Consider the following 25,354-nt stretch of genomic DNA (forward strand, 5'->3'; position numbering starts at 1 on the left):
GTGACGGCGGGGTCAACTTGCCGGGGAGAGCAAAGGCCTCGCCCTTGCACGACCGCCAGCCGCTCAGTCGGCTCCGAGCGCCCGCCGCACCATCGCCCCGAAGCGTTCCTGGTCCAGTTCCAGCACCACGTTGGCGTTGACGGGGCGACCGAGCCGGCCGGTCCAGTCCACCACGGTGGCGCCGCGGGTCAGCCGCCCGTCCAGCTCCACCGCCACGCGCCGCCGCTCGCTGCGCACCACCACGGCGGGATCGATCGCCACCGCCATCGCCAGTGCATCGGCCGCGATGATCCCGCGCCGGCCGCGCTCGCGGTTGGTCCTGCGCGCCACCTGGCAGATGCTGCCGTAGAACCGCGCGCGATCGTCGCCGGCTTCCAGCCAGCCGTCGAAGGCGTCCTCGTCGAAGGCGTGGCGCAAGGTCAGCTCCCAGTCGACCAGGTCGAAATCTCCGAAGGCCTCGAACACCACGTGGGCCGCCTCCGGATCGAAACCGATGTTGAATTCGGCAGGCACGCGGCCGGTGTTGCCCTGCCCGGTCACCGCGCCGCCCATCACCACCAGTCGCTTCACCCGTTGCGGCAGCGTCGGATCCAGCCGCAGCGCCAGCGCCACGTTGGTCAGCGGCGCCAGGGCCACCAGGGTCAGCTCGCCGGGCCGCTCGCGGGTCAGCCGCAGCAAGGCCAGCGCGGCTGCCTCATCGGCCGTGGCGCCCGCGGGCTCGGCGAAACCGACGTCGCCGAAGCCGTCGCGTCCGTGCACGAAGGCGGCATCCTCCTCCGGCAGGCGCACCAGCGGCGTGGCGCAACCCGGGAACACCGGCGTGCCTGCGCCGAGCAGGTCGACCAGCACGCGCGCATTGCGCACCGTGTGCCCCAGGCCCACGTTGCCCGCCGCGATGGAGAGGCCGGCGACGTCGGCGTGCGCATGCGCCATCAGGATGGCGAGCGCGTCGTCCACGCCGGGATCGGTGTCGATCAGGAGCTGGGGTCGGGTCATGCGGAGCCTGCGGAAAAACGTTTAGCTTAGGACATCGCGGCCGCGCAGGCGCCTGCAGGCGCGGCGGCACGGTTCGGCAGTGCGGACGCGGCGCGCAACGGAGTCCGCGGCACCGGCTCAGGCATGGACGTAGCGCGCGGCGGCGCCGATCCAGCGTTCGATGAGTTTTTCGGCCGCGCGCGGCTGCTCGCGCAGCATCGCCTCGCCGACCTGCTGCACCGCCGGCAACAGGTGCGCGTCGCGCGCCAGATCGGCGATGCGGAAGGCAAGCTGGCCGGTCTGCCGCGTGCCGAGCACCTCGCCGGGTCCGCGCAGTTCCAGGTCCTTCTCGGCGATGCGGAAGCCGTCGCAGGTCTCGCGCATCACGTTGAGCCGCTCGCGCGCCAGCTGGCCCAGCGGCGGCTGGTAGAGCAGCACGCAATTGGAGGCCACCGCGCCGCGGCCGACGCGGCCGCGCAACTGGTGCAGCTGGGCCAGGCCCAACCGCTCGCTGTTCTCGATCACCATCAGGCTCGCGTTGGGCACGTCCACGCCCACCTCGATCACGGTGGTGGCGACCAGCACCGCCAGTTCGCCGGCCTTGAAGGCGTCCATCACCGCCTGCTTTTCCTTCGGCTTCATGCGGCCGTGGATCAACCCCACCCGGCAGCCGTCCAGCGCAGCGGAAAGCTCCGCGTGCGCCACCTCGGCCGCCTGCGCGCGGAGCTGCTCGGATTCCTCGATCAGCGTGCACACCCAGTAGGCCTGGCGGCCTTCCGCGCAAGCCGCGTGGATGCGCTCGATCACCTCGGCGCGGCGCGCATTGGAAACGGCGACCGTCTGCACCGGCGTACGGCCCGGCGGCAGTTCGTCGATCGACGAGACGTCGAGGTCGGCATACGCGCTCATCGCCAGCGTGCGCGGGATCGGCGTGGCGGTGAGCACCAGCTGGTGCGGCACCAGCTCCCCTTCCAGCCCCTTGTCGCGCAACGCCAGCCGCTGCTGCACGCCGAAACGGTGCTGCTCGTCGACGATCACAAGCCCCAGGCGCGCAAAGGCCACGCCCTCCTGCATCAGCGCGTGGGTACCGATCACCACCGGCGCGCCCCCGGCCACGCGCGCCAGGGCGTTGGCGCGCGCCTTGCCTTGTTGCTTGCCTGCCAGCCATTCGACCGCCACGCCGAGCGGTTCCAGCCAGTGGCGGAAATTGCGCAGATGCTGTTCGGCCAGCAGTTCGGTGGGCGCCATCAGCGCGACCTGCCAGCCGGCCTCCACTGCGGCAAGCGCAGCCAGCGCCGCAACCGCGGTCTTGCCGCTGCCGACGTCGCCTTGTACCAGCCGCAGCATCGGTTTGGCCTGCGCGAGGTCGGCGAGTACGTCGCGTGTCACCCGTTGCTGCGCGCCGGTCAACCGGAACGGCAGGCTTTCGACGAATCGGCCGCGCAGCTCGCCGATGCCATCCAACACTGGCGCGCGCCGCCGGCGCACGGCCGCGCGCATGCGCTTGAGGCTCAGGTGCTGGGTCAGCAGTTCCTCGAAGGCGAGGCGCTGCTGCGCCGGGTGCCGGCCGTTGACCAGGTCCGCCAGCGGTGCGTCCGGTGGCGGGCGGTGCGCGTACAGCAGCGCTTCGCGCAGGGAGGTCAGCCCATGCGCGGCGCACAGTTGCGCCGGAATGAGTTCCAGCGCGGCATCGGAGGGCAGCAGTGCGAGCGCCTTGTCGATCACTCCGGCCAGCCGCTTCTGTCCCAGGCCTTCGGTGGTCGGATAGACCGGACTCAGGCGCTCGTCCACCGCCACCGCCTCGTCATCGGCCACGCGCTGGTATTGCGGGTGCACCATCTCCAGTCCCTGCGCGCCATGGCGAACCTCGCCGTAGCACAGCAGCTTCAGGCCGGGCTCGAGCTGTTCGGCCTGCGCACGGTGGAAATGGAAAAAGCGCAGCAGCAGCGTCTGGCGCGAGTCGTCGCCGACCGCGACCTTCAGTTGCGGCCGATAGCGGAAGCCGCGCTCGACCGCCTCGACCGTGCCCAGCACCTGCGCGCGCTCGCCTGCCCGGAGGTCGGCGATGGCGGTGATGCGGGTCTTGTCCTCGTAGCGCAGCGGCAGGTGGAACCACAGGTCCTGCACACGCTCCAGACCGAGCCTGGCGAGCGTCGCGGCCAATGCCGGACCGACGCCCGGCAGCGTGCCGAGCGGCGACAGGCCGGGATCGGCTGCAGGCGATGGGATGGCGCGGGCGTTGCGGGCGGGCATGAAGACTTAAGCCTAGCCCAGCGCCCAGTCGGGATGCAGCATGCCGGTGTGGGTGCATGCCGCGCCGCGTGGTCAGGCCGCGGCGCGGCGCATGGGCTTCTAGTCGAGCACCATGATCGCATCGACTTCCACCTGCGCGCCCTTGGGCAGCGCGGAGACCTCGATGGTGGAGCGCGCCGGATACGGCTGCTGGAAGTATTCGGCCATCACGGCGTTTACGGCGGCGAAATTGGCCAGGTCGGTGACGTAGATGCCCACGCGCACGAACTGCGCGAGCGACCCATCGGCAGTCTTGGCCACCGCGGTGAGGTTGTCGAACACGCGGCGTGCCTGCGCACTGATGTCGCCTTCGATCAGGTCGCCGCTGGCCGGATCCAGCGGAATCTGGCCGGAGAAATACACCGTGTTGCCGGCGCGCACGGCCTGCGAGTACGGGCCGATGGCGGCGGGCGCCTGCTCGGAATGGATGATGCTGCGGGACATGGCGGGCCTCATGGGGGTAAGGCGTGCCAGTGTAAACCGTCCGCACCGGAACCTGGCCAGCGGCGCCCGCTCAGAACGGGATCGCGTCGTGCGTGGCGATGCCCACGTCCACGCCCGGGTAGCGCAGACCGGAAAAATAGCGGTTGGTATGCGCCACGATCTGCTCACCGTCCAACGCCACGCCGTGGAATTCGCTGGCAGTGGTGGTGTGCGCGTCGCTGGCCAGCGTCACGGTAAAACCCTCGGTCGCTGCACGCTGCGCGGTGGTGCGGATGCAGTAGTCGCTCTGCGCGCCGGCGATCACCAGGCGGCGCACGCCCCTTTCCCGCAGCAGGGCGCGCAGCGGCGTATCGGCAAAGGCGTCGTAAAAGATCTTGGACACCTGCGCCTCTTCCGCTGCCGGCACCAGGCCAGCCGCAAGCTGCCAGGCAGCACTGCCGTGCGGAAGGTCTTCGTCGACGTGCTGAACCCACACCACCGGGGCGCCGGCGGCACGCGCGCGCTCCACCAGCGCGCCGGTGCGGGCGACCACGCCGCCGGCGTCGAAGCAGCCCTCGAGCACGCCGACCTGCAGGTCGATCACGAGCAGCGCCGTGGTCATCGTTCAGAGCGGATAGCGGTAGGCGCCGCTGACCACGCCGGTGCGCCGCACGCGGCGGATCACGTCGGCCAGGTGCTTGCGGTTCTTCACTTCCATCGCGAACAGCAGCGTGGCCGCCGACGCGTCGCGCTCGACGTATTCGACGTTCTCGATGTTGGAGTCGGCCGCGGCGATCGCCGCCGCGACGGTCGCCAGCACCCCGGGCCGGTTGATGACCTCGATGCGCAACTCGGCGCGGTAGTCGCCCTGCACGTCGCGGTCCCATTCGATCGCCACGCAGCGTTCCGGCGACTTGCGGAACTCGGCCACGTTCGGGCATTCCACGCGATGCACCACGATGCCCTTGCCCGACGAGAGGTAGCCGACGATCTCGTCGCCCGGCAACGGATGGCAGCAGTTGCCGAAGCTCAGCACGCCGCGCTCGGCGCCGGTAATGCGGATCTTCTCGCTGGCGTGCGGCGTGGTGGTCGCGCGGCCACCACCACGCAGTGCGACCAGATGGTGCGCGACCTGATCGGGCATGCGGTTGCCCAGCGCGATGTCGGCCAGCAGTTCCTCCAGCCGGCGCAGCTTGGAATCCTCCAGGAAACGGTCCAGCGCCTTGGCCGGGATCGCATCGATGTTGGTGCCCAGCGCATCCAGTGCGCGGTCGAGCATGCGGTGGCCGAAGTCGACGGCATCCTCGTGCTGCAGGTGCTTGAGGTACTGCCGGATCGCCGTGCGCGCCTTGCCGGTGACCACGAATTCCAGCCAGGCCGGGTTGGGCACCGCCGAGGGCGCGGTGATGATTTCCACCAGTTGGCCCGATTCCAGCCGCGTGCGCAGCGGCAGCAGCTTCTTGTCCACCCGCGCGGCCACCGCGTGGTCGCCCACGTCGGTGTGCACCGCGTAGGCGAAGTCCAGCGCCGTGGCGTTGCGCGGCAGCGCCAGGATGTCGCCGCGCGGGGTGAACAGGTAGACCTCGTCGGGGAACAGGTCGATCTTGACGTTCTCGATGAACTCCGACGACGAGGGCGTGTGCGCCTGGCTGTCGGCCAGCGCGGAGAGCCACTCGCGCGCACGCGCCTGGGCGCTGTTGGCCGGACCCGAGTCGGTCTTGTAGGCCCAGTGCGCGGCGACGCCCCGCTCGGCTACCGAATCCATCTCGGCGGTGCGGATCTGCACCTCGATCGGCGCGCCGAACGGACCCAGCAGCACGGTGTGCAGCGACTGGTAGCCGTTGGCCTTGGGAATCGCGATGAAGTCCTTGAAGCGGCGGTCGACCGGCTTGTACAGCGAATGCACGGCGCCCAGCGCCATGTAGCAGCTCATCGCGGTGTCGACCACCACGCGGAAGCCATACACGTCCATCAGTTGCGCGAAGCTCTTGTGCTCGTTGCGCATCTTCGAATAGATGCTCCACGCCGACTTGATGCGCCCGACCACGCGCGCCGGCAGGTGCTCGGCGGCCAGCCGCGCGGCCAGCGCGTGCTCGATCTTGCTCATCACCTCGCGGCGGTTGCCCAGCGCGGCGCGGATGCGCTCGCTGATCACGCGGTAGCGGTCGGGGTGGAGCGAGCGGAATCCCAGGTCCTGCAGTTCCGCCTTGAATTTGTTCATGCCTAAGCGCTGGGCGATCGGTGCGTAGATTTCCAGCGTCTCGCGCGCGATGCGCCGGCGCGCGGATGGCTCCTTGGCGCCGAGCGTGCGCATGTTGTGCAGGCGGTCGGCCAGCTTGATCAGGATCACGCGGATGTCGCGCGCCATCGCCAGCAGCATCTTGCGGAAGCTTTCCGCATCGGCCTCCTGGCGATTGGAGAAGCGCATCTTGTCCAGCTTGGTGACGCCGTCGACCAGGTCGGCCACCACCTCGCCGAATTCGGCGGTGATGTCGGCGCGGCTGAGCTCGGTGTCTTCCAGCGTGTCGTGCAGGATCGCCGCGATGATGGTTTCAGCGTCCAGGCCCAGCTCGGCGAGGATGCCGGCGACGGCGATCGGATGGGTGATGTACGGCTCGCCGCTCTTGCGCGCCTGGCCGCGATGCGCATGCGCGCCTACCTCGTAGGCGCGCAGCACGCGCGCCACCTGGGCTTCCGGGAGATAGGCCGCGCGCTCCTTGAGCGCCAGCACGTACGGGGGCAGCACGGACGGGTCCACGGGGACGGAGGGCGTGGTCGCCGTCATGGGTTCGCGATCCCCGTTCAGACGGTGCTTCCGTGCGGTTCAACGCCAGGCATGGCGAGGATGCCGGCGGGGCCGGCAGGGCGACTGCACCATCGACAGCCGCCGGCGGACATCAGTCGTCGCCGCCCTTGGACAGATCGTCGTCGACCTCGGCGGCAGCCCATTCCAGCGCCTCGCGTTCGGCGCGCTCGCGCTCGGCACGATCGATCTCGTCGATGGTGGCCTGGTCGATGCGGCGATCGGCGATCTCGCGCAGGGCGAGCACCGTGGGCTTGTCGTGGTCGGGGTTGACCGCGGGCTCGGCGCCCTTTTCCAGCTGGCGGGCGCGCTTGGTCGCCATCAGCACCAGCTCGAAGCGGTTGTCCACCACCTCGAGGCAATCTTCCACGGTAATGCGGGCCATGCGAAATCCTCAAGCACAAAGGCAACTTAGAGAGGGCGAAGTGTAGCGGAGCGGCGGCTTGGCTGGCAATGCGGCATGCGCGTATCATGCGCGGTTCGATCGCCGGCCACCGGCGCCGATCCGCCTGACTGACAAAATATAAAACCAGGCGGTACACTTTTGCGGTACCCGTAGCGGATCCTGCCCACCGATGCTCTCCCTGCCCCGTCTTTCCCCAAGCCGCCTGCTGCCGCTGGTCGCCCTGGCGCTGCTGGCCGGCTGCACCATCGCCAAGCCGCGCACCGACGATCCGCTGGAGAAGTTCAACCGCAAGGTCTACGCGTTCAACGACTCGCTGGACAAGGCGGTGATCCGCCCGGTCGCGGTGGGCTACCGCAAGGTGACCAATCCGCCGGTGCGCCGCTCGGTCAGCGACTTCTTCACCAACCTGCGCATGCCGATCACGGTCGCCAACGACCTGCTGCAGGCGCGGCCCAAGCAGGCGTTGCAGAGCACCGGGCGCTTCCTGGTCAACCTCACGCTGGGCCTGGGCGGTTTCTTCGACCCGGCCAGCCAGCTCGGCATCCCGCTGGAGGACAACGACTTCGGCGTGACCCTGGCGCGCTGGGGCGTGCCCGACGGCGACTATCTGGTGCTGCCGCTGATCGGCCCGACCACCGTGCGCGACGTGTGGCGCATGCCGGTGGACAGCTACTTCTTCGATCCGCTGTCGATCTACGCGCGCACGCACGACTACAAGTACGGCCAGCAGTACCTGCCGCAACTGATGTACCTGGTGACGCTGCGCTCGCGCGGCATCGATGCGGAGAGCTTCCTCGAATCGGCCTACGATCCGTATGTGTTCATGCGCGACGCCTACCGCCAGCGCCGCCTGTACCAGATCTACGACGGCAACCCGCCGGCCGAAGTGATCCAGCAGATGCAGGGCCTGAACGACGACAACTTCGATCCCGAGCAGTTGCTGGACGAGCAGCACCAGTGGGAGAACAAGCACCCGGACTCGGGCGAGCACAAGCAGTAGGCGTGCCCCGGCCCACCAACGAAAAAAGGGCCCCGGCGGGCCCCTTTTTTTTCTGCAAGCGTCAGGCGCTCAGCCGACCAGCACGTCGACCTCGCACACCTGCGCCAGCGCGCGCATGCCCTCGGGCATGTTTTCCACGACCAGCGTACGGCCCAGTTGCCGGGCCTGCGCCTGCGCCGCCAGCACGCAGGCCAGCCCGGCACTGTCGCTGCGCTCGACGCCGGCGAGGTCGAGCCGCGCCACCGGCTCGGCAGTCAGCGCCGCGCCGATCGCCTTCAGTGCGGCGGCGGCCGTGTCGAAACTCAGCACGCCACTGACGCCGAGCGTGCCCGGCGCCGTGCGCTGGAGCTGGAACGTGGCCGCGCTCACGAGGCCTTGCTGTCCTTGTCCATGGTTTCCAGCGCCTTCTCGCCCTGGCTTTCCAGGTTGGCGATCAGCTTCTCGATGCCGACCTTGCGCACCTCCGCGTCGACCTGGTTACGGTAGTTGGTGACGTAGGAGATGCCTTCGATGATCACGTCGTAGGCCTTCCACTCGCCGTCCTTGCTCTTGCGGAAGGCGTAGTCCACCGAGAGCTTCTTGCCGTCGTCGAGCACGACCTGGGTGCGCACCACGGTGCGCTTGTCATAGAGGTCTCCACTGAAGGGCAGCACCTGCACCGCGCCCTTGGTGTAGTTGAGCAGGCCTTCGGCGTAGCGGTGGGTGATCGAGTTGTAGAACGCCTTGGCGAAGCGCTCGCGCTGCTCAGGCGTGGCCTCCTTGGCATGCCGGCCGAGCACCAGGATGGAGGCATAGTCGATGTCGAAGTGCGGCAGGAACACATCGTCGATCACGCTGATCAACTTTTCCTTGTCGTTCTTCAGTTCATCGCGGTGGCCGGCGATGGTGGTATCGAGCTGGTGAGCGATTTCCTTGACTATCTGCTCCGGGGTCTGCTGGGCAGCCGGCGCCTGCGCGGCGGCATCCTGGGCCAGCACGGGAGAGGCGGCCACGGTGCCGAACGCGATGGCCATGGCGAAAGCCAGAGTGCGCAACATGGGGAAAACTCCTTGTGGGATGCCGGCGATACTCAGTGCTTGCCGGCGGGGGTGTCGTTGGACGCGTCCTTCTTCTCGGCTGGCGAGCCGTTGACCAGGAACTTGCCGATAAGGTCTTCGAGCTGCATGGCCGACTGGGTCAGCACCATCTCGTCACCGTTCTTGAGGAACTCCGGCGAGCCGCCGGGTTGGATCGCAACGTACTGGGTGCCGATCAAACCGCTGGTGAACACAGCGGCGGCCGAATCGTCGGGAATCTGGTCGTATTTCTTGTCGATCGAGAGGATGACCTCGGCGTCCAGCTTGGCAGGATCGGCAAGCACGGCGGCAACGCTGCCGATCGGCACGCCCGCCATCTTCACCGGCGCGCCCACCGACAGTGCGCCGACGTTGCTGAAGCGCGCCTTCAGCGAGTAGCTGCCGCCGAGGTTGTCGGCCACGCCGCCGGCACCGAAGAACTTGCCGAGCATCTCCTCCAGTTGCTGCGCCGGCTTGGTGCGCGCCAGCGTGCCGCCGTCGGCCAGCTCCTTCTTCGAGCTGCCGTACTCGATACCGACGTACTGGTCGCCGAGCAGGCCGCTGGTGAAGATCGTGGCGATCGAGTCGTCCGGGATGTGGCTGTACGCCTGGTCGATCGACAGCTTCACGTCGGCCGCTTCCTGCTTGGGATCGAGCGTGATCGAGCTCACCTGGCCCACGCGCACGCCGGCGATCTTCACCGGCGCGCGCTCCTTGAGCTGGCCGATGTTGGCGAAGTGCGCCTCGACCGTGTAGCTCGCGCCCTGGTGCGTGTTGGCCACCGAGGTGGTCTGCGTCGCCAGGTAGGCCAGCGCGGCGAAGCCGAGCACGATGAACAGGCCGGTGCCCACGGCATAGGAATTTCTCTGGCTCACGGCTCAGGTCCTCACATGAGAAAAGCGGTCAGCACGAAGTCCAGCGCGAGGATCGCGATGGACGAGGCGACCACGGTGCGGGTGGTGGCGTAGGCCACGCCTTCGCTGGTCGGCGGCGTGGTGTAGCCCTGGTAGACGGCGATCAGCGAGACCACCGCACCGAACGCCAGGCTCTTGACCAGGATGCCGTTGACCACGTCCTTCCAGACATCGACGGTGGCGGTCATGTTCGACCAGAACGTGCCGTTGTCGATGCCCAGCCAGGTCACGCCGACCAGGTGTCCGCCGAAGATGCCCAGCGCGCAGAACACCGCGCAGAGCAGCGGCATGGCGATCAGTCCGGCCAGGTAGCGCGGCACCGCGACATAGGCGATCGGGTCGACCGCCATCATCTCCATCGCGGCGAGCTGGTCGGTGGCGCGCATCAGGCCGATCTCGGCGGTAATGGACGTGCCGGCGCGGCCGGCGAACAGCAGTGCGGTGACCACCGGACCGAGCTCGCGGTAGATTGCGATCGCCACCACCGTACCGCTGGCCGCGGTGCCGCCGAAGATCGACAGCACGTAATAGAGTTGAAGGCCCAGCACCATGCCGACGAACAGGCCGCAGACCATGATGATGGTCAGGCTCATCGCGCCGACGAACCACAGCTGGCGCACCGTTTCGCGCGCGTGTTTCAGGCTGCGCGGCACCGCCGCCAGCAGGGTCAGCAGGAACAGGCCCGCGTCGCCGATCTGCGCCAGGGCGTTGGTGATCACGTTGCGTTGCGGCTGTGCGCTCATGCCTTGGCTCCGGTCAGGCCCAGCGCCTGCGCGTAGTCGCCGGCGGGATACTGGAACGGTACCGGGCCGTCGATCGCGCCGCCGAAGAATTGCCGAGTCCATGGCGAACCATCGTCGGCGATGGTCTTCGGATCACCCTGGGCCACCACCTTGCCGTTGGCGATCAGGTAGACCAGGTCGGCCACCTGCTTGATCGCGTCCAGCTCGTGCGCCACCAGCACGCTGGTGATGCCGAGCGTCTCGTTGAGCGTGCGGATGAGCTTGAGCACCTGGCTCAACGCGATCGGGTCCAGGCCGACGAACGGCTCGTCGTAGAGGATCAGCATCGGATCGAACACGATCGCCCGCGCCAGCGCCACGCGCCGCGCCATGCCGCCGGAAAGCTCGGCCGGCATCAGGCCGGCCGCGCCGCGCAGGCCGACCGCCTGCAGCTTGGTCAGCACGATGTTGCGGATCAGCACCTCCGGCAGCTGCGTGTGCTGGCGCAGCGGAAAGGCGACGTTCTCGAACACGTCGAAATCGGTCAGCAGCGCCGAGTTCTGGAACAGGTAGCCGATCTTCTCGCGCAGCGCGAACAGCTTCTCGCGCGAAAGCTCCGGCACGTCCTGCCCGTCGACCAGCACCTTGCCCGCGTCACCGCGCATCTGCCCGGTGATGTGCTTGAGCAGCGTGGTCTTGCCAGTACCGCTGGGGCCCATGATGGCCGTCACCTTGCCGCGCGGAATGTCCAGATCCAGCGCGTCGAAGATGGTCTTGCCGTTGAGCACCGTGGTCAGGCCACGGACGCGCACCAGGGGTTCGGAGGGGGCGGCGGGGGCGGTCATAAGCGGATAAAGGTAGCCGAGCGGTGAATGCCAAGCCAGCCTTGCCTCTCCCCCGCAAGGATGCGTCAGGCTCAGGCGAGCAGCTCGGCGATCAGCGCCTCGTGCCGCTTCCACTGCAGCGCGCCCCGCTGCCGTACCGCCCGCACGATGGCCTGCAGGTCGCCCAACGCCTCGTCGAAACCGTCGTTGACGACGATGTAGTCGAATTCGTGCGCATGGGCGATCTCCTCGCGCGAATTGTGCAGGCGCCGCTCGATCACCTCCGGTGCGTCCGAGCCGCGCCCGCGCAGCCGGCGCTCCAGTTCGGCGCGCGAGGGCGGCAGGATGAATACGCTGACGCAGTCGGGTTTGGCCCGGCGGATCTGCGCCGCACCCTGCCAGTCGATTTCCAGCAGCACGTCGCGGCCCTGGTCGAGCAGGCCCTGCACCGTCGCCAGCGACGTGCCGTAGAAGTTGCCGTGCACTTCGGCATGCTCGAGGAACGTGCCGGCGGCGATCTGCCGCTCGAACTCATCGCGCTCGACGAAGTAATAGTGGCGCCCGTACTCCTCGCCCACCCGCGGCGGGCGCGTGGTGTGCGAGATCGACAGCGAGATCGTCGGCTCGCGCTCGAGCAGCGCGTTGACCAGCGTGGATTTGCCGGCCCCGGAAGGGGCGGCGACGATGAACAGCGTGCCCGGCTCAACCGACATGGGAATGCCAGGTCCGCGCGCCCGGGATCGCCACCGGACGAAAGCAGCGAGGGGCGGAAGGCCCCCACGAGCGGGGCATCGAGACAGGAAAGTTGGCGGTCATCCACGCAGTATAAGGGTGGACGTGCCGTCCGCCCCGCCCCTCGTCCGCTGCCCCGGGCGTCAAGCCCGCGCGGGCGTTAGCGAGAACTCCGTCACATCCTCGCCGGCATGCCCGCGGGAAATCTTGTGACGCACGGCGGACCGTGGCCTGATGCCGCCGTTGCACAGGGGATCGCAATGGCGTGGCGCAGCATCGCTTCACGGCTGGCCCTATGGTTGCTGGCCGGCTCCGTGCTCGTGCTGGTCGTCGTCGGCACGACGCTGTTCGTGCGCACGCGTACGCAGATCCTCGCGCACGCCCACGGCGAGGCCATGGCGCTTTCCCGGGCCGCCGCCGATCGCATCGAATCCCGGCTGGGCCGCGTCGCGGCCACCACGCAGTTGCTGGCCTCCCTCTCCGGTTCGGGTACGCGTGACATCGGCGCGCTGCTGCGGGACAGCCTGCAGGCCAACGCCGACATCGCCGGCCTGGCGATCGCGCCGGCGCCGGTCGACGGGCACGCGCCCACCATGGCGCCGTTCGTCAGCCGCGACCGCGACGGCAAGCTGCAGCAGCGCAACCTCGCCAGCGACCCGACCCGCTACTGGGAGCAGTACTGGTTCCTCGGCGGCATGGCCTGCGACGCCGGCTGCTGGCAGCACCCTTTCTTTTCGCGCTCGCGGCAGCGCCTGCTGGTGAACTATTCGGTGGTGGTCCATCGCCAGCACCGCGCGATCGGCCTGGTGAACGCCGACGTCACCCTCGAATGGCTGCAGAACATCCTCGACACGCTGCGCAAGCCTGCGGGCGCCTATACCTTCGTGCTGGGCAGCGACGGTCGCTACCTGGCCCATGACCACGTCGCACTGGTCGGGCGCAACGGCGCGCCGGCACTGTTGCAGGCGATGGCGCGCCAGGACGGTGCGCCGGTCCGGCTGGCCGACGCGCCCGGCGGGCCGGTGTGGGTCTACCCCTCCCCGATCCGCGGCACCTTCTGGTCGCTGGGACTGGCGATGCCCGAGGCGCGCATCTACGCCGACGTACGCAAGCTCTTCCTGACCGGCCTCGTGCTGGGCGTGCTGGCGCTGGCGGGCATCGCGCTGATCACGGTGGTGACCCTCCGGCGCACGCTGGCGCCGCTGGGCGTGCTCGCGCATCGCGCCGAACATGTGGCGCGCGGCGAGCTGGACTTCGACCTGCCCGCCACGCGATGGCAGGACGAGATCGGGCGCCTGACCGAGTCGTTCGACCAGATGCGCCACCAGTTGGCGGCGCACCTGCGTCGGCTGACCGAGGCGACGCGCGAGCAGCAGCGCCTGGCGAGCGAACTGGAGATCGCACACCAGATCCAGACCGCGCTGTTGCCCAAGGAACACTACCTGGACGCGCATTGCCCGAACTTCGAGTTGCACGCGGCCCTGCGACCCGCCCGCGCCGTGGGCGGCGACCTGTACAGCTACTTCATGCTGGACGAGCGGCGCTTCTGCATCCTGGTCGGCGACGTGTCGGACAAGGGCATTCCCGCGGCCCTGTTCATGGCGCGCACCATCACCCTGGCCAAGGCGCTCGCGCCGCGCAGCCGCGCGCCCGAGCAGTTGCTGCGGCTGCTCAACCAGGAGCTGTGCCGCAACAACGACAGTTGCATGTTCGTCACCCTGCTGTGCGGCGTGCTCGACACCCAGGACGGAACGCTGGCGCTGGCCAGCGCCGGCCACGAGCCGCCGGTGCTCTGCGGCGGCGCCACCGCGCGCCTGCTCGAGTTCGAAACCGGCCCGGCGGTCGGCCTGGACGACGAGGCGAGCTACCCCGTCGAACAGATCACCCTGCAGCCGGGGGAAACCTTGCTGATCTATACCGACGGCATCACCGAAGCGGCCAACCGCGAACAGGCCATGTTCGGCACCCAGCGCATGCTCGAGAGCCTGGTCGATCCGCCGCAGCCGGCGACGGCTGCAGGCTATACGAGCCGGCTGCTGGCCGACGTGGACCGCTTCGTCGGCGAGGCCAGCCAGGCGGACGACATCACCGTGCTCGCGCTCAACTGGCTTCAGCCCGACCCCGGGAGGACCGAACCCGTGCTGACCTTGGCCGTGCGCAACACCGTGCCGGACGTGTTCGACGCGATCGCCCGTTGCGACCAATCGCTGCATCACGCCGGTGTCAGCGAGGCCGTCCGCAACGACGTGCAACTGGTGCTGGAGGAGATGATGGTCAACATCGTCCAGCACGGCTATCCCGACGAGCGCGAGGGCACTATCGGGCTGCAGCTGCGCGCCGCCGGCGACGCCATCGTGGTCGAACTGCACAGCGATGGCGTCGCGTTCGACCCGACCGCCGCCCCGCCGGCCGAACTGCCCGGCGACCTGGCCGACCGCGACGAGGTCGGCGGGCTGGGCATCCACCTGGTGCGCGCCATGGTCAGCGAGATGGACTACTCGCACGACGCCAGCGGCAACCACCTGCGCCTCCATTTCCCCAACGAACAGGATGTGACCATCGCATGAGCCTCAGCATCCATACCGAGCATTCCACCCCGGAGCGCGCCACGATGCGCCTGCACGGCCGCCTGGACGCCACCACCTTCGGCGCCTTCGACGAGGCGGCACAAAGCCTGCTGCCCGGCATCGCCCCAGGCGGCACGCTGGTCCTCGACCTGGCCGCGCTCGATTACATCAGCAGCGCCGGCCTGCGCAGCTTCGCCAAGGCGCGCAAAGGCATGCGCGAGCGCGGCGGGCACACCCTGGTGCTCGACCCGCAGCCGCAGGTGCGCAAGGTCTTCGACATCGTCAAGGCCGTGCCGGTGCGCGAGGTATTCGCGAGCGTGCAGGAACTCGACGCCTACCTGGACACCATCCAGCGCCAGGTGGCGCAGGCCTCCGAGGACTAGCTCCGCAGCGTCACGAAGCCGGCCTGCGCCGGCTCCGCATCCGGCCAGAAGTTGGCCGTCGCCCGCGCTACTCGATGTTCTGCACCTGCTCGCGCATCTGCTCGATCAGCACTTTCAACTCCACCGCAGCATTGGTGCTCCGCGCGTCGACCGACTTGGAGCCGAGCGTGTTGGCTTCTCGGTTGAATTCCTGCATCAGGAAATCCAGACGGCGGCCGACCGGCTCCTTCAGGCCGAGCACGCGGCGGGTCTCGGCGACGTGCGTGGCGAGGCGGTCGAGTTCCTCGTCGACGTCGCTGCGGGTGACCTGCAGCACCAGCTCCTGTTCCAGCCGGCCGGGATCGGCAGGCTGCTTGAGGTCGGCCAGGCGTGCCTCCAGGCGCGCGCGCAGCGCGGTGCGGATCTCCGGCATCCATTCGCGCACCTGGCCGACGATGCGCTCGATGGCGTCGAGCTTGTCGCGCAGGATCGATTCGAGCTGGGCGCCCTCGCGCTCACGCGTCGCACTGAGCGCGTCCAGCGCGCGGTCGAGCACGTCGAACAGCGCCGCCTGCAGTGCGTCCGGATCGGTCTCGGCCTGGCGCAGCACGCCCGGGAAGCGCAAGAGTTCGGTCAGTTGCACCTGCATGCCGGGAAAGCGCCCGGCCAGCTCGCGGTTGAGCGTGGCCAGGCGGCCGAGCGTCACCTCGTCCACTTCCAGCGACTCGCCGCGCGCCTCGCCGCCGCGCAGGCGCACGGTGAGATCCACCTTGCCGCGCGACAGCCGCGCGGCGACGCGTTCGCGCAGCGCCGGTTCGAATCCGCGCAACTCCTCCGGCAGGCGCGGACTGAGCTCCAGATAGCGATGGTTGACGGTGCGCAGCTCGCAGCTGAGTGCGCCGGCGGGGCCCTGGATGTCGGCGCTGGCGTAGGCCGTCATGCTGCGGATCATGCGTCGAGCCTTGCGGTCGGGGGGAGGAGCCGCAATGGTAAACTCTCGTATCCCGCCTGCCCAACCTCAAGGCCCGCATGACCATGACCCGCCCGAGCGGCCGCGCCAGCGACCAGCTGCGCCCGGTGACGCTGCAACGACGCTACACCCGCCATGCCGAGGGCTCGGTGCTGGTGAGCTTCGGCGACACCCGCGTGCTGTGCACCGCCAGCATCGAGGACCGCGTGCCGCCGTGGCTGCGCGGCAAGGGCGAGGGCTGGATCACTGCCGAGTACGGCATGCTGCCGCGCGCCACCGGCACGCGCACGCAGCGCGAAGCCGCGCGCGGCATGCAGGGCGGCCGCACGCTGGAGATCCAGCGGCTGATCGGCCGCTCGCTGCGCGCCTGCGTCAACCGCCAGGCGCTGGGCGAGCGCGTGATCACGCTGGACTGCGACGTGCTGCAGGCCGACGGCGGCACGCGCACCGCGGCGATCACCGGCGCCTATGTCGCGCTGGTCGACGCGGTGAACTTCCTGATGAAGCGCGAGAACCTGAAGCGCAACCCGGTCGTCGGCGCGGTGGCCGCGGTGTCGGTAGGCGTCTACAAGGGCGTGCCGGTGCTCGATCTGGACTACGCCGAGGACTCGGCCTGCGATACCGACATGAACGTGGTGATGAACGACGGCGGTGGCTTCATCGAGGTGCAGGGCACCGCCGAGGGCCATGCGTTCCGCCGCGAGGAAATGGACGCCATGCTGGCGCTGGCCGAGAAGGGTGTCGCCGAACTGGTCGCCGCGCAACGTGCCGCGCTGGCGGAGGGCTGATCCGTGCGGCGCGTGGTGCTGGCCAGCGGCAACCGCGGCAAGCTCGCCGAGTTCGGCTCGCTGCTCGCCGGCAGCGGTTTCGAGGTGGTGACCCAGGGCAGCCTGGGCGTGCTCGACATCGAGGAAACCGGCACCACGTTCGTCGAGAACGCGCTCCTCAAGGCGCGCCATGCCGCGCGCATCACGCGCCTGCCCGCGCTGGCCGACGACTCGGGCCTGTGCGTCGAACACCTGGATGGCGCGCCCGGCCTGTACTCGGCCCGCTACGCCGGCACCCACGGCGACGCGCCGGCCAATCGCGCCAAGCTGCTGCATGCGCTCGAAGGCGTGCCGGCCGAACGCCGCGGCGCCTTCTTCATCTGCGTGCTGGTGCTGCTGCGCCACGCCGATGACCCGGCGCCGCTGATCGCCGAAGGCCGCTGGCACGGTCGCGTGCTGGACGCCGAGCGCGGCGACGGCGGCTTCGGCTACGACCCGCTGTTCCTGCCCGAGGGCCAGGCGCTGTCCGCGGCCGAGCTCGACCCGGCGCTGAAGAACCGCCTGAGCCATCGCGGCCAGGCGCTGGCCCGGCTGCACGACCAGCTGGGCGCATCGCACTAGCCATGCCGCTGATCGCGCCGCCGCTGGCGCTGTACGTGCACATGCCCTGGTGCGTGAAGAAGTGCCCGTATTGCGACTTCAACTCGCATGGCCTGCGCGGCGAGCCGCCCTACGCCATCTACGTCGATACCCTGCTGGCCGACCTCGACGCCGACCTGGCCGACTTCGGCGCCGCCGCACACGGCCGCCCGATCGTCAGCGTGTTCTTCGGCGGCGGCACGCCCAGCCTGTTCGCGCCCGAACACGTCGCCCGCTTCCTGGAGGGCGCCCGCGCACGCCTGCCGTTCGTGGACGACTGCGAGATCACCCTCGAGACCAATCCGGGCACGGTCGAGCACGGCCGCTTCGACGGCTATCTCGCGGCAGGCGTCAACCGGTTGTCCTTCGGCATCCAGAGTTTCGACGACGACAAGCTCAAGCGGCTGGGCCGCATTCATTCAGCCAGCGAGGCCGAAACGGCGGTGAAGTCGGCGCAGGACGCCGGCTACGCCAACCTCAACCTGGACCTGATGTACGCGCTGCCGCAGCAATCGCTGGAAGGCGCGCTGGCCGACGTGGAACGCGCCGTCGCGCTGGCACCCACGCACATCTCGCACTACCAGCTCACGCTCGAACCCAACACCGCCTTCGCCGCCAACCCGCCGCCGCTGCCCGACGACGACCACGCCTGGGCGATGCAGGAAGCCTGCGAGGCGCGCCTGGCCGAGGCCGGCTACGGCCAGTACGAAATCTCCGCCTACGCCCGCCCGGGCCGGCGCTGCCGGCACAACCTGAACTACTGGGCATTCGGGGATTACCTGGGCATCGGCGCCGGCGCGCACGGCAAGCTCACCGACACGGCCGCCGGCCAGGTCCGCCGCCGCTGGAAGAGCCGCCACCCGCGCAGCTACCTGGAGGCCGCCGGCGGCCCGACGCGCATCGGCGGCGACGGGCCGGTCGAACCGGCGGAACTGCCGTTCGAGTACATGCTCAACGCGCTGCGGCTGCATGACGGCGTGCCGCTGGACGCCTTCGCCGAGCGGACCGGCCTGGCGCCGGAGCGCATCGCCCCGGCCCTCGCCCAGGCCCGCGCGCGCGGCTGGCTGCAGGATCTGCCGGACCGTCTGCAGCCTTCCCCGCTGGGCCAGCGCTTCCTCAACGACCTGATCGGGCTGTTCCTGGACTAGCCTGTGGCTGGGCTGGTTTGTTCCGGACACGGCATGGCCTGACCGGCCTATGGCAGACCGGCTGACGCGCGCATACACTAGCGGACGTCAAGAATCCGAGAACTGCGTCATGGATGTCGAGCAAAGGCAGCACCTGGCCGCCACGCCCGGGTCGGACGATCGGGCCTTGCAGCACCTGCCCCTGCGCGTCCAGCGCCTGCTGGCCGGCCTGCGCGGATTGTGCGATGCGCGGCTGGAGCCAGCGCTCATGGCAGGACTGGATGCGCTGGACGACAGCCTGTACCAGCAGGCCGAGCGCTCGCGCAGCCATCTCGATCAGCAGCGCTGCTTCGACAGCCGCGCCATGGTCCGCAGCCATCGCGCCGCCTTCCTGCGGCGGGTGTCGGAGCACCTGGACGACAGCTTCGCGCGGCTGGGCGAAGTCGACGAGACGTCCGACGATCTGGCCGTCACGCCCTCGCTGAGCCTGCTGGGCCGACACGAACACGAACTCAACGCCGCGCTCGAGCAACTGGCCTCGCGCGGCGAGGCGCATACCGGCCCGGTGCTGGCGGAGCTTTCCTACCGCATGGCCGTGCTGGTCGGTGCGCCACCGCTGGAAGGCGAGGCGATGCCGGCGTCGCCGCACAACCTGGCCACGGCGGTGCGCCGGGCCATGCCGGCCCTGGACCTGCCGCCGGACCACCAGTTGCTGCTGGTGCAGGCACTCGAACGCAAGCTGGCGGCCATGCTGCCGGCCCTGTACGAGGCGACCAACGCCTACCTGCTGGCCGACGGCATCCTGCCGCACCTACGTGCCTTCGCCGGCGCGCGCCCGGCCAACGCACCGCCGGCGCCGCCGTCGATGAAGGCGCCGGCCGCTCCGGTCGCCGACGCGGCGCAGGCCGCTCCGGCCGCCAGCCACGAACCCATCGCTGTGCTGGAAACCCTGCGCGACCTGCTGGCACGCCAGCGCGCCGGCGAAGCCCACGCCGCCAGCGGACCGGCCGCCACGCCGGGCGAGCTGGAAGCCGCGCTGGGCGCCCTGCAGCGCCACCTGGTCCAGGTGACCGACCGCGCCAGCCGCGAACTGCGCAGCGCGCAGCGCCTGCGCGAGGAACTGCTGGCCCATCTCAACACGGGCAAGCCGGCGGGTGCCGCGCGCACCAGCCTGAGCCCGGAGCAGGACGACACCGTGGAACTGGTCGCGCGGCTGTTCGAGCAGCTCGGCCAGCAGTTGCACCAGGGGCCGGGCGCCACCGCGCTGCTCGGCGACCTGCAGGTGCCGATCCTGCGCGTGGCGATGAGCGACCGCAGCTTCTTCGAGCAGGCCGAACACCCAGCGCGGCACCTGCTGGGCACCCTGGCCGAGGCGTCCAACGACTGGGGCGACGGCAAGGACATCGACCCGGACCTGGCCGCGCAGCTCAGCCGCCTGGTCGCCCGTGCGCAGCGCGAGGCACCCAGCGCGGGCCTGTACACCAGCCTGCTGGCCGACATCCGCCATCACCTGGCCCAGCTCAGCCGCAAGGCGCAGGTCACCGAACGCCGCCAGGTCGAGGCGATGCAGGGCCGCGAGCGCCTGCACCTGGCGCGCCAGCGCGCGACCGCGGTGCTGGCGGCACGCTTCGCCGAAACCACTCCGCGCGGCCTGCTGCGCGCCCTGCTCGATCGCGCCTGGTCGGACGTGCTGGCGCTGGCGCTGCTGCGCCACGGCGAGGAAAGCGAGGCCTTCGCCGAACGGCTGCGGCTGACCGACCAGTTGCTCGGCCGCCTGCCGGTGGACGATCCGCTGGCCCTGCGCCTGGCCGTGGAAGACCACCTGCAGCAGATCGGCATGCAGGCCGAAGAGGCCGAACAGGTTGCACAGCGGCTGATCGGCGGCGACGCGGAGGCTGCCAAGCCGGGCGAGCCGGTCGCCATGCCGGCGCCGGCCGCACCGGCCGCACCAGCCGACATGCCCGCCCTCGCCGCCTATGCGGCGGCCGTCGAGCCGCCCAGCGCCACCGACCTTGCCCTGCGCCTGAAGCAGCGCCAGCGCCTGGGCGAGCAGCGCGGACAGGAAGCCCGCCCGGCCGCCGCGCCGGCGTCCGAGCCGCCGCTGGGTCCGCAGGAGGCGCGCATCCACAACCGCCTGCGGCAACTGCCCTTCGGCAGCTGGTTCGAGTTCATCGACCCGGCGACCGGCGCCGCCTCGCGGCGCAAGCTGGCCTGGTTCTCGCCGCTCTCGGGCAACAGCCTGTTCGTCAACCGGCGCGGCCAGCGCGTGGCCGAGATGAACCTGCGCGAGCTGGCTGCGGCGATCGCCAGCGGCCGCGTGCGCGAAGTGATGGCGCCGCGCGACGGCCTGTTCGACCGCGCCTGGCGCGCCCTCACCGGCAGCCTGCAGCGCCCCACCGCGCGCGCATGACCGCACAGGTCATCCCACTCGAACAGCGCCGTGCGCCGCGCAAGCGTGCGGCCGCCTCGCCGCTGGTCACCGATGCGATCAGCGCCCGCCCGCTGGGTCACCTGTGCAACCTGTCCTCCACCGGCGTGCTGCTGATCGCCCCGGACCGCCCGCGCAGCGAGGCCGTGTTCCAGGTGCGCCTGCCGCTGGGCGAGGGTGCGGCAAGCGCGATCGAACTGGGCCTGCAGGAGCAGTGGCACCAGGCCGCCAATGCCGGCCAGGTGTGGGTCGGCTACCGCATCATCGCGATCGCGCCCGAGGATGCACAGACCCTGGTGCAGTGGCTGCAGCGTGCCTGAATGGCCGCCGATGACGTGCCTGCGTCATCGGCATAGACTCGCAGGCATCGCGGCACGGCAAGGCTCTCCATGGATGTCGAACAACCGGACCGGCATCGCCCGGGCGCAGGCGCCCCACCGGCGCACTGGCCGGCGAAGACGCGCCAGCTGATCGACGAGATCCGGCTGCTCTGCCGGGAATGGCTGTCCGAACCACTGAAGGTCTGCCTGGGCGATTTCGACCGCGCGCTGCACGAGCACGCGGCCCGCACCCGCAGCCACATCGAGCAGCAGCGCTACCAGGCGACGCGCCAGCGGCTGGTGTCGGAGCGGCAGGCGTTCGAGCAGCGCTTCATCGACTGCATCGACCAGGCGCTGCTGCAGTTGGGCGCGCAGCCGGCCGCCGCCAAGGCGCCGTCGGCACGCCTGACCCTGAGCCTGCTCGATCCGCTGGAGCACGAGATGACCGGCGCTCTGGACCAGCTGGTCGCGCGCAGCGCGGCGCGCGGTGGCCCGCTGCTGGTGGAGCTGGGCTACCGGCTGGCGGTGCTGGTCGGGACGCCGCCGCTGGAAAGCGAATCGATGCCGCTGGGGCCGCAGGCGATGGCCAAGGCCTTCCGCGATTCCAGCGCCGCACTCGGCCTGCCCGCCGAACACCACCTGCTGCTGCTGCAGGCCGTCGAAGGGCGCCTGATCCAGGGCCTGACGCCACTGCACGAGGTAATCAACAACCATCTCGCCGCTGCCGGCATCCTGCCCCGGCTGCGGCCGTTTCCGCTGCCGCGCGGGCCGCGGCCGCCCCGCCGCCAGCGCCCGCTGCCCGCCGCACCCGCGACCGAGCCGGCACCGGCGCGCTCCGGCGGCCTGCGCGAACTGCTCGCCCGCCAGCGCGGCCCGCGTCCGGTTTCCGGCCATGCACGCTTCGCCAGTCCCGACGAACTGCAGGCCGCCGTGCTCGCCCTGCAGCGTCAGCGCGGCCGCCACGCCGACGCCGCGCTGCGGCACGCGCAACGGCTGCGCGAGGCGCTGATCGACCAGCTCAACGCCGGGCAACCGATGGATGCGGTGCCCCTGCTGCCCGGTCCGGACGCCGACGATGCGCTGGAATTGTTGGCGCGGCTGTTTGAGACCCTGCACCACCAGCTGCCGCCGTCCTCCTCCGCGCAGGCGTTGCTCGACCGCGTCCAGTTGCCGATGCTCGCCGCCGCAGTGATCGATGGCAGTTTCTTCGACAGCTCCGAGCAGCCGGCCCGCCGACTGCTCGACGCCTTGCTCGAAGCCGCACGCGACTGGATCGACGGCAGCGATGGCGGCCTCGTGCTGGAACCGCTGCTCGCCCGCCTCGACAGCGAGCCGCCCACGGCGGCGCTGTACGCCGAACTGCGCGCGGAACTGGAAAGCCAGCTCGCTCCGCTGCAGCGCAAGGCGCACATTTCCGAGCGGCGCCACGTCGAAGCCATGCAGGGCCGCGAGCGGCTGGAGCAGGCGCGCCAGCGCGCCAACGAACTGCTCGCCGGCCTGCTGGCCAAGGCGCCGCCCCGCGCCGCGCTGCGCGCGCTGCTCGAGCACGCCTGGTCGGACGTGCTCGCGCTGACCCTGCTGCGCCATGGCGAGCAGAGCGACACCTTCGCCCGCCGCCTGGTGATCACCGACCAGCTGCTCGGCCGCCTGCCGCCCGGCAACCTGGAGACCCTGCAGGCCGAGCTGGTCGCGGGACTGCAGCAGATCGGCATGCACGGCGAGGAGGCCACCCAGGTCGCGCAACGCCTGATCGGTGCGGGCGCGATGCTGCACGACGCCGATGGCCCTGGGCTGACCGGCCTGGCGATGCGCCTGAAACAACGCCGCGGCTCGGACGAACCCGGCACGCCGGCGCAGGCCGCGCCGGTCGTCCCGTCGGCCGAAGCCCTGCGCCTGCACCAGCGCCTGGGCCAGCACACCGGCGGCTGGTTCGAGTTCACCGAGGCCGGCGGCAACCGGGTCCGCCGCAAGCTGGCCTGGTATTCCCCGCGCGCCGCGCGCGGCCTGTTCGTCACGCGCCAGGGACAGCGCGCGGAGGAAATGAGCCTGGCGGAACTGGCGCAGGCCATCGGTGCGGGTAAAGTGCGCGAACTTCCGGCCGTTAACGAGACCGACCTGGACCGCGCCCTGCGCTCGCTGGCCGACAGCCTGCGCCAGGCCAACCCGATGCCCGGAGCCCGTTCGTGACGCCCAATCCGCAGGAAAGCCGCCGCGCCCATCGCAAGCCGGTCAACATCGCCGCCGAAGTGGTCGATGCGATCAGCGGCCGGCGCATGGGCCAGTTGGGCAACCTGTCGGCCAGCGGCATGCTGCTGATCGGCAGCCAGGCGCCGCGCAACGAGGCCATCTACCAGTTGCGTCTGCCGCTGCCCGGCCTCGGCGACACGCCGCCGACGATCGAGGTCGGCGTGCAGGAACAATGGCACGAGGAAGCCGCCACGCCCGGCCAGTTCTGGGCGGGCTACCGCATCATCGCCATCGGCGACGACGAGGCCGCGCAGCTGCAGCGCTGGCTCGACATGCCCGGCTGAGCGCCCGACGCCGGGTTGCGGCTGGCCGTCGGCCCGCTGCCGCGCGATCATGGTGGACTCCCCCGAAGACGGGCGCCTGCGCCTGCCGCCGAAGAAGGACGCCACATGACCGAGAACCTCGCCCCGCTCTACACCCAGCACCTGGCCACCCTGCGCGAACGCGCCGACCAGGCGCTAGCGATCGGCGGCTTCGACCGGCTGCTGATCGCCGCGGGCACGCCGCTCAACAAGTTCCTCGACGACCAGGACTTCCCGTTCGTCTCCAACCCGCACTTCCGCCACTGGCTGCCGATCACCGACGCGCCGGGTAGCTGGCTCGTGTACGCGCCGGGCGCGAAGCCGAAGCTGCTGTTCGTGCAGCCGCGCGACTACTGGCACGTGGTGCCGGCCGCACCCAGCGGCTACTGGGTGGAGCACTTCGACATCGAGGTCGTGCGCAGCCAGGCCGACGCCGTCGCCGCGCTGCCCAGGGACGGGCGCAACGCCGTGATCGGCCCGGCCTGCCCGTCCATCGAGGGTGTGGAGGCGAACAATCCGCAGCCGGTGCTCGACTACCTGCATTGGCACCGCAGCTACAAGACGCCCTACGAACTCGCGCTGATGCGCAAGGCCAACCGCATCGGCGCGCGCGCGCACCGTGCCGCGGAGATGGCCTTCCGCAACGGCCAGAGCGAATTCGGCATCCACATGTGCTACCTCGCCGCCGCTCGCCAGATCGACGCGGAGCTGCCCTACGCCAGCATCGTCGGCCTCAACGAGCACGGTGCGGTGCTGCACTACACCCACTTCGACCGCCGCCCGCCTGCCGTGCACCGCTCGTTCCTGATCGACGCGGGCGCCAGCTGCGCCGGCTACGCCAGCGACATCACCCGCACCTACGCCGCCGACCGCGCCGGCGAGTTCCAGGCGCTGATCGACAGCGTCGACACGGCGCAGCGCGGCTTCGCCGCCAAGGTGCGCGCGGGCCAGAGCTACCCGGAACTGCACATCCACGCCCATCACGTGCTGGCCGGCGTGCTGCGCGAGCACGGCTTCATCCGCATGGGCGAGGAAGAGGCGGTCGCCAGCGGCGTGACGTCGGCGTTCTTCCCGCACGGCCTGGGCCACCCGATCGGCATCGCGGTGCACGACGTGGCCGGCTTCCAGCAGAGCGAGCGTGGCGGCAGCATCCCGCGGCCGGAAGGCCACCCCTACCTGCGCATGACCCGCGTGCTGGAGCCGGGCATGGTGGTGACCATCGAGCCGGGCCTGTACTTCATCGACATGCTGCTGGACGAGCTGCGCGCCAACCCGGCCGCCAGGGACGTCGACTGGGCGCGCGTCGATGCCTTCCGCCCCTACGGCGGCATCCGCATCGAGGACGACGTGGTGTGTACGGGCGGGGAGCCGGAGAACCTGACGCGGGATGCTTTCGCGGCGCTCTGATTGGGGCGGGAGACGGGGAGCAGGAAACGCGGAACGCGAAGATGGCGGAGCCCTGGCGGCTCCGGCTCTGTA

24 protein-coding genes are annotated in these 25,354 nt (G+C 70.2%); 11 read left to right on the plus strand and 13 right to left on the minus strand.

All coding sequences use genetic code 11. The features are described from left to right. Positions 1-63: 63 nt before the first annotated feature. The 6 genes from AAIL17_RS07315 to rpoZ all read right to left on the minus strand — a co-directional run bounded on the left by AAIL17_RS07315 (position 64) and on the right by rpoZ (position 6,878). Complete coding sequence (locus AAIL17_RS07315) at positions 64-996, minus strand: nucleoside hydrolase (RefSeq protein ID WP_424682173.1); 933 nt, start codon at positions 994-996, stop codon at positions 64-66. A 117-nt stretch (positions 997-1,113) separates the two neighbouring features. After that, positions 1,114-3,228 (minus strand): ATP-dependent DNA helicase RecG, encoded by a 2,115-nt coding sequence (gene recG, locus AAIL17_RS07320; protein WP_424682174.1) that lies wholly within the window; start codon positions 3,226-3,228, stop codon positions 1,114-1,116. Positions 3,229-3,327: 99 nt separating this feature from the next. Continuing rightward, positions 3,328-3,711 carry a RidA family protein gene (locus AAIL17_RS07325; protein ID WP_424682175.1) on the minus strand — a complete coding sequence of 128 codons (384 nt, stop codon included), beginning with the start codon at positions 3,709-3,711 and terminating at the stop codon, positions 3,328-3,330. A gap of 70 nt (positions 3,712-3,781) precedes the next feature. Continuing rightward, on the minus strand, positions 3,782-4,312 hold the full coding sequence (locus AAIL17_RS07330) for an isochorismatase family protein (protein ID WP_424682176.1): 531 nt from the start codon (positions 4,310-4,312) through the stop codon (positions 3,782-3,784). 3 nt (positions 4,313-4,315) lie between these two features. After that, complete coding sequence (locus AAIL17_RS07335) at positions 4,316-6,475, minus strand: RelA/SpoT family protein (RefSeq protein ID WP_424682177.1); 2,160 nt, start codon at positions 6,473-6,475, stop codon at positions 4,316-4,318. 112 nt (positions 6,476-6,587) lie between these two features. Further along, entirely contained in the window at positions 6,588-6,878 is a 291-nt protein-coding gene (gene rpoZ, locus AAIL17_RS07340) for a DNA-directed RNA polymerase subunit omega (RefSeq protein ID WP_327472794.1), read from the minus strand. Between the two features lie 190 nt (positions 6,879-7,068). On the opposite strand from rpoZ, the gene AAIL17_RS07345 reads away from it, so the two are divergent. Then, a complete protein-coding gene (locus AAIL17_RS07345; RefSeq protein ID WP_424682178.1) occupies positions 7,069-7,899 on the plus strand; it encodes an MlaA family lipoprotein in 831 nt (276 codons plus the stop codon). Positions 7,900-7,968: 69 nt separating this feature from the next. Here AAIL17_RS07345 and AAIL17_RS07350 read toward each other — a convergent pair whose 3' ends face one another. From AAIL17_RS07350 to gmk, 6 genes are all read right to left on the minus strand, one after another. Next, positions 7,969-8,268: an STAS domain-containing protein gene (locus AAIL17_RS07350; protein WP_424682179.1), complete on the minus strand. Its 300-nt coding sequence runs from the start codon at positions 8,266-8,268 to the stop codon at positions 7,969-7,971. Next, complete coding sequence (locus AAIL17_RS07355; RefSeq protein ID WP_424682180.1) at positions 8,265-8,936, minus strand: MlaC/ttg2D family ABC transporter substrate-binding protein; 672 nt, start codon at positions 8,934-8,936, stop codon at positions 8,265-8,267. The genes AAIL17_RS07350 and AAIL17_RS07355 overlap by 4 nt, the downstream gene beginning before the upstream one ends. A gap of 32 nt (positions 8,937-8,968) precedes the next feature. Then, positions 8,969-9,829, minus strand: coding sequence for an outer membrane lipid asymmetry maintenance protein MlaD (gene mlaD, locus AAIL17_RS07360; RefSeq protein WP_424682181.1), 861 nt, complete (start codon positions 9,827-9,829; stop codon positions 8,969-8,971). A gap of 11 nt (positions 9,830-9,840) precedes the next feature. Further along, positions 9,841-10,611 carry a lipid asymmetry maintenance ABC transporter permease subunit MlaE gene (mlaE, locus tag AAIL17_RS07365; protein ID WP_424682182.1) on the minus strand — a complete coding sequence of 257 codons (771 nt, stop codon included), beginning with the start codon at positions 10,609-10,611 and terminating at the stop codon, positions 9,841-9,843. Further along, positions 10,608-11,435 carry an ABC transporter ATP-binding protein gene (locus tag AAIL17_RS07370; protein WP_424682183.1) on the minus strand — a complete coding sequence of 276 codons (828 nt, stop codon included), beginning with the start codon at positions 11,433-11,435 and terminating at the stop codon, positions 10,608-10,610. Before AAIL17_RS07370 ends, mlaE begins: the two co-directional genes overlap by 4 nt. 71 nt (positions 11,436-11,506) lie before the next feature. Then, positions 11,507-12,127, minus strand: coding sequence for a guanylate kinase (gene gmk, locus AAIL17_RS07375; RefSeq protein ID WP_424682184.1), 621 nt, complete (start codon positions 12,125-12,127; stop codon positions 11,507-11,509). 279 nt (positions 12,128-12,406) lie between these two features. Between gmk and AAIL17_RS07380 the strand changes: the two genes are divergently transcribed. Together AAIL17_RS07380 and AAIL17_RS07385 are read left to right on the plus strand one after the other, a co-directional pair. After that, positions 12,407-14,713, plus strand: a complete 2,307-nt coding sequence (locus AAIL17_RS07380) for a SpoIIE family protein phosphatase (protein ID WP_424682185.1) — start codon at positions 12,407-12,409, stop codon at positions 14,711-14,713. Next, complete coding sequence (locus tag AAIL17_RS07385; RefSeq protein WP_424682186.1) at positions 14,710-15,096, plus strand: STAS domain-containing protein; 387 nt, start codon at positions 14,710-14,712, stop codon at positions 15,094-15,096. Before AAIL17_RS07380 ends, AAIL17_RS07385 begins: the two co-directional genes overlap by 4 nt. Positions 15,097-15,163: 67 nt before the next feature. Here the strand turns inward: AAIL17_RS07385 and AAIL17_RS07390 are convergent, their stop codons facing one another. Further along, entirely contained in the window at positions 15,164-16,027 is an 864-nt protein-coding gene (locus AAIL17_RS07390; protein WP_424682187.1) for a YicC/YloC family endoribonuclease, read from the minus strand. A 77-nt stretch (positions 16,028-16,104) separates the two neighbouring features. Between AAIL17_RS07390 and rph the strand changes: the two genes are divergently transcribed. From rph to pepQ, 8 genes are all read left to right on the plus strand, one after another. Further along, the gene (rph, locus tag AAIL17_RS07395) at positions 16,105-16,833 is read left to right on the plus strand and encodes a ribonuclease PH (protein WP_424682188.1); all 729 of its coding nucleotides are present in this window, start codon (positions 16,105-16,107) and stop codon (positions 16,831-16,833) included. 3 nt (positions 16,834-16,836) lie between these two features. Then, a complete protein-coding gene (gene rdgB, locus AAIL17_RS07400) occupies positions 16,837-17,433 on the plus strand; it encodes an RdgB/HAM1 family non-canonical purine NTP pyrophosphatase (RefSeq protein WP_424682189.1) in 597 nt (198 codons plus the stop codon). A 2-nt stretch (positions 17,434-17,435) separates the two neighbouring features. Then, complete coding sequence (hemW, locus tag AAIL17_RS07405; RefSeq protein WP_424682190.1) at positions 17,436-18,599, plus strand: radical SAM family heme chaperone HemW; 1,164 nt, start codon at positions 17,436-17,438, stop codon at positions 18,597-18,599. Positions 18,600-18,708: 109 nt separating this feature from the next. Beyond that, positions 18,709-20,988: a DUF1631 family protein gene (locus tag AAIL17_RS07410; RefSeq protein ID WP_424682191.1), complete on the plus strand. Its 2,280-nt coding sequence runs from the start codon at positions 18,709-18,711 to the stop codon at positions 20,986-20,988. Beyond that, a complete protein-coding gene (locus tag AAIL17_RS07415; RefSeq protein ID WP_424682192.1) occupies positions 20,985-21,326 on the plus strand; it encodes a PilZ domain-containing protein in 342 nt (113 codons plus the stop codon). The genes AAIL17_RS07410 and AAIL17_RS07415 overlap by 4 nt, the downstream gene beginning before the upstream one ends. A gap of 69 nt (positions 21,327-21,395) precedes the next feature. Beyond that, positions 21,396-23,513, plus strand: a complete 2,118-nt coding sequence (locus tag AAIL17_RS07420) for a DUF1631 family protein (protein WP_424682193.1) — start codon at positions 21,396-21,398, stop codon at positions 23,511-23,513. Beyond that, positions 23,510-23,857, plus strand: coding sequence for a PilZ domain-containing protein (locus tag AAIL17_RS07425; RefSeq protein WP_424682194.1), 348 nt, complete (start codon positions 23,510-23,512; stop codon positions 23,855-23,857). The genes AAIL17_RS07420 and AAIL17_RS07425 overlap by 4 nt, the downstream gene beginning before the upstream one ends. 105 nt (positions 23,858-23,962) lie before the next feature. Further along, complete coding sequence (gene pepQ, locus AAIL17_RS07430) at positions 23,963-25,282, plus strand: Xaa-Pro dipeptidase (RefSeq protein ID WP_424682195.1); 1,320 nt, start codon at positions 23,963-23,965, stop codon at positions 25,280-25,282. The last annotated feature ends 72 nt before the right edge of the window (positions 25,283-25,354 follow it).

Origin of the sequence: Frateuria sp. YIM B11624 (assembly GCF_049727805.1) — a bacterium.
Taxonomy (GTDB): Bacteria; Pseudomonadota; Gammaproteobacteria; order Xanthomonadales; family Rhodanobacteraceae; genus Frateuria_A.

Coding starts and splice junctions, on each gene's coding strand:
- AAIL17_RS07315 (WP_424682173.1), bottom strand. CDS start 996: ATGACCCGACCCCAGCTCCTGATCGACACCGATCCCGGCGTGGACGAC.
- recG (WP_424682174.1), bottom strand. CDS start 3,228: ATGCCCGCCCGCAACGCCCGCGCCATCCCATCGCCTGCAGCCGATCCC.
- AAIL17_RS07325 (WP_424682175.1), bottom strand. CDS start 3,711: ATGTCCCGCAGCATCATCCATTCCGAGCAGGCGCCCGCCGCCATCGGC.
- AAIL17_RS07330 (WP_424682176.1), bottom strand. CDS start 4,312: ATGACCACGGCGCTGCTCGTGATCGACCTGCAGGTCGGCGTGCTCGAG.
- AAIL17_RS07335 (WP_424682177.1), bottom strand. CDS start 6,475: ATGACGGCGACCACGCCCTCCGTCCCCGTGGACCCGTCCGTGCTGCCC.
- rpoZ (WP_327472794.1), bottom strand. CDS start 6,878: ATGGCCCGCATTACCGTGGAAGATTGCCTCGAGGTGGTGGACAACCGC.
- AAIL17_RS07345 (WP_424682178.1), top strand. CDS start 7,069: ATGCTCTCCCTGCCCCGTCTTTCCCCAAGCCGCCTGCTGCCGCTGGTC.
- AAIL17_RS07355 (WP_424682180.1), bottom strand. CDS start 8,936: ATGTTGCGCACTCTGGCTTTCGCCATGGCCATCGCGTTCGGCACCGTG.
- mlaE (WP_424682182.1), bottom strand. CDS start 10,611: ATGAGCGCACAGCCGCAACGCAACGTGATCACCAACGCCCTGGCGCAG.
- AAIL17_RS07370 (WP_424682183.1), bottom strand. CDS start 11,435: ATGACCGCCCCCGCCGCCCCCTCCGAACCCCTGGTGCGCGTCCGTGGC.
- gmk (WP_424682184.1), bottom strand. CDS start 12,127: ATGTCGGTTGAGCCGGGCACGCTGTTCATCGTCGCCGCCCCTTCCGGG.
- AAIL17_RS07380 (WP_424682185.1), top strand. CDS start 12,407: ATGGCGTGGCGCAGCATCGCTTCACGGCTGGCCCTATGGTTGCTGGCC.
- AAIL17_RS07385 (WP_424682186.1), top strand. CDS start 14,710: ATGAGCCTCAGCATCCATACCGAGCATTCCACCCCGGAGCGCGCCACG.
- AAIL17_RS07390 (WP_424682187.1), bottom strand. CDS start 16,027: ATGATCCGCAGCATGACGGCCTACGCCAGCGCCGACATCCAGGGCCCC.
- rph (WP_424682188.1), top strand. CDS start 16,105: ATGACCATGACCCGCCCGAGCGGCCGCGCCAGCGACCAGCTGCGCCCG.
- hemW (WP_424682190.1), top strand. CDS start 17,436: ATGCCGCTGATCGCGCCGCCGCTGGCGCTGTACGTGCACATGCCCTGG.
- AAIL17_RS07410 (WP_424682191.1), top strand. CDS start 18,709: ATGGATGTCGAGCAAAGGCAGCACCTGGCCGCCACGCCCGGGTCGGAC.
- AAIL17_RS07415 (WP_424682192.1), top strand. CDS start 20,985: ATGACCGCACAGGTCATCCCACTCGAACAGCGCCGTGCGCCGCGCAAG.
- AAIL17_RS07420 (WP_424682193.1), top strand. CDS start 21,396: ATGGATGTCGAACAACCGGACCGGCATCGCCCGGGCGCAGGCGCCCCA.
- pepQ (WP_424682195.1), top strand. CDS start 23,963: ATGACCGAGAACCTCGCCCCGCTCTACACCCAGCACCTGGCCACCCTG.